The organism is Actinoplanes sp. NPDC051633, from assembly GCF_040681735.1.
Taxonomy (GTDB): domain Bacteria; phylum Actinomycetota; class Actinomycetes; order Mycobacteriales; family Micromonosporaceae; genus Actinoplanes.
On the sequence record NZ_JBFAZH010000072.1, the window covers coordinates 10,551 to 13,538 of the forward strand.

Below are 2,988 nucleotides of genomic sequence, written 5' to 3' on the forward strand. Positions count from 1 at the left end.
GACCGCTGGGCCTGACCGCTGGGCCTGACCGCTGGGCCTGACCGCTGGGCCTGACCGCTGGGCCTGACCGCTGGGCCTGACCGCTGGGCCTGACCCCTGGCCTTGACCGTTGGGCCTGACCGTTCGCCTACACCGCCGCCACCAAGACGGCGACGTTCACCCCGTCGCCCCCCGCTGACCGCCGCGACGACCTACACGGCCCGGCTCACGGCGACCAACACCGATGGCGTCGCCTGGCCCTTGACGCCACTGGCCCTCGATCGCCGGCCTCGACCCGGCCCTCGACCGCCGACCGCCCGCGCCGGTCTCGATCGTCCGGTTCTGGATCGCCCGGTTCTGGATCGCCCGGCCCCCGACCGCGCGGAGCTACACCACCCGACTGCCCTTTCCTGACCCTCGACCCCGACCGTGGCCCCAGGACCCGTGGCGCTCGGTCATTGGCTCCCGACCGCTGGCCCTGACTGCCGGTCCCCGATCCCTGGCCCACGATCGCCGCCGTCGATTCTGGCCCTCGACTCTGGTCCTCGACCGCCGACTTCGATCGCGGCTCGCCATCCTTCGGTCGCGTCCGGTGCCACGACTCGCCGATCTTCGGCCGCGACCCGCTGACCCGCTGACCTTCGGCCGCAGACCATGGCTTCGAACCGCGACCGCCGATCCCCGGCCCTCGGTCTACGGCCTTGGCTTTCGACCGCCGGTTCCTCTGCGCTTCGCGCGCAGGCAGACGGCCAGCCCCCGACCGCCGTCCTTAAGGCCCGACTACCGGCGCTGATCACCGGCCGCCGATTTCGGTTGGACTGAGTGTGGGCGACGGCGATAGTCGTCTTCGGTGGGCTGATGGATCCTCCGCACACACGTGCGTCGCCGTCGTCGGCGGTGATGGTCGCACTTCTGCTGACTATGGCTGGCGATTGACAACCACGGTTCGTCCGCGAGCATCACCCAGGCCGAGAACCACCTACCGAAAGGGGCTGCGCTCACTGAGCGCGCGGCCGAAGCCAATGATTGGACGGGTACTCGGTCCACCGCGGCAGCTGCTTGATGGACCCAGGGCTGCTACCCCTGCTGCCTGGCAGGGAGGTCATGGCCGGCCGCGCGCGCGTCGGATCGGCCTCGCCCGGGGACGGTGCGCCGAGAGTGGCCGCTTGTGCGACAGCAGAGGCGGGATGTCGATTCGGTGTCCCGATGGCTCGGAATTGTCGGCATGGCTCAAGCTCTTCGTTCCACCTTTGATCCCATTATCGAGAGCTCAACCAGAGTCTTGTTGGGGCCGACGATCGCGAACGCGTCAGAGCTGCGACGAAGGGATGATGTTTCACGTGAAACATCAGCCGTGTATCCGGTCAGCAGACTGGCCGTGGGGCTCAAGGCAACGATGGGCGGCAGAAGCCACTTGCGCGATCATCATCTTCCGGGTGGTCCTGACTGCCGCCTGCGTCTGCGGAGGTGGTGGTAGTTCTTACGGCGCGATCCGCGGATGAGGTGTCACCTCGGGAGCTGCCGTGGTGGCACCGGCTCGTCGCCGTGGTGCGCCGGCAGGCTCGTGGCTGTGGTGCCGGCAGGCTCGTGGCTGTGGTGCCGGCAGGCTCGTGGCTGTGGTTTCGGCAGGCTCATGGCCGTGATGGTGCCGGCGGGCTCGGGCGCTCGCGCCCATGGCTTGAATCGGAAGCCCGTGAACTGCGTCCACCGATAATCCAGCTTCGTGCCGGGTCGATCGACCACGCCGGTTCCTATGTCGCACTTCCTCAACCTTGATCGGCTCGAGCACGCTTTCCGGGGCGACTTCCGGGGCGACGGCCTGCTTCCGGTGCACCGGCCGTATGGCTGGTTTCGCGAGTTGGCCGGCCGCCAACCCCACTCCAAACCGGCAAGCGGTTCATGGTCGTCTCTCGGCTGGCCGATCCACGCTCGAGTAGGTCGTTCAGGAGTTTGCGCGCGCTTTGGGGCGGGGCCGTAGCAGGAGCCACCGTGGTGTTGTTTGAGCGAGGCCGGGACTCGCCTATGTGAGGGGCGGCATGGGGCGAGCGGCGAACACTACGCCTTGGCCGACGCCATCACAGCAGGGGTGACGCGACCTGCCTCCAACCGTCAGAGTTCAGCGGCAGGGCTGGATTCGAGTCTTCGGTTGATCCCCTCCCTCGCCGAACCGTGGCCAGCCCATGTTTCACGTGAAACATGGAGCGAGGTGCTCAAGGATTTCTCCACACCACCATGGGGCACTTGACGTGATGTCTTTGGGGGACGTACAAGCCGCGTTCTTGAACTCCATGCGACGACTTTCGGTTTCACCTCGCTTGTGGCTACACCAGAGCCGGCTGAGGCCAATGGCAGACTGGCGAGCGACGGGGAGGAATCGATCACCGCGCCGCGTCCCCGCATTGACTTCCCACGGCGGCGTCATGCCAAGCTCGGTAGGGCTACACCCGCCAGCTCACGCTAGCGCCGAGATCGCGGAGCAACGTGTTCGGCCTCAGGAAGCCCCCACCCGCTCAGTGCTGCCGACGGGTCAGCGAGACCGAGCCGACGACGCGCGCACCGGTAACGACGCCGATCGCAATCAAGACACCGCTTCGCTCGACATGACTGCTGGTCTCGCGCGTCCCTGCCGATCAAGGCCTCAGTCCATGCTCCCGCGACAGGCACGGGCGCTCTGTTGTCCGTCAAGCGAAGGCAAGCTCGCCGTGGGCGGTGCGCCGCACGTTCGCCGCTCGAGCCGAGTGATCTGGCAGCGCGATGTTTCACGTGAAACGAAGCCCGAGGGGCTCCTATCTTGAACCGATCGAACGCTCGATGATTTGCCCAGGTATCACGCCGCCAGCGAGGTATGGCCGACGCCTGGAACGAGTGGGTGGCCCTCCGCGGCCATCAGCTGATGCGGTGTTGAGCCAACCCGCCTTAGATTCAGGCGGTCAAGGCAACACACTCGGCGGGGGTGCGGTAGCCGAGGCATTTTCGGGGTCGGTTGTTGAGTCGGGCGGCAAGGGCGTC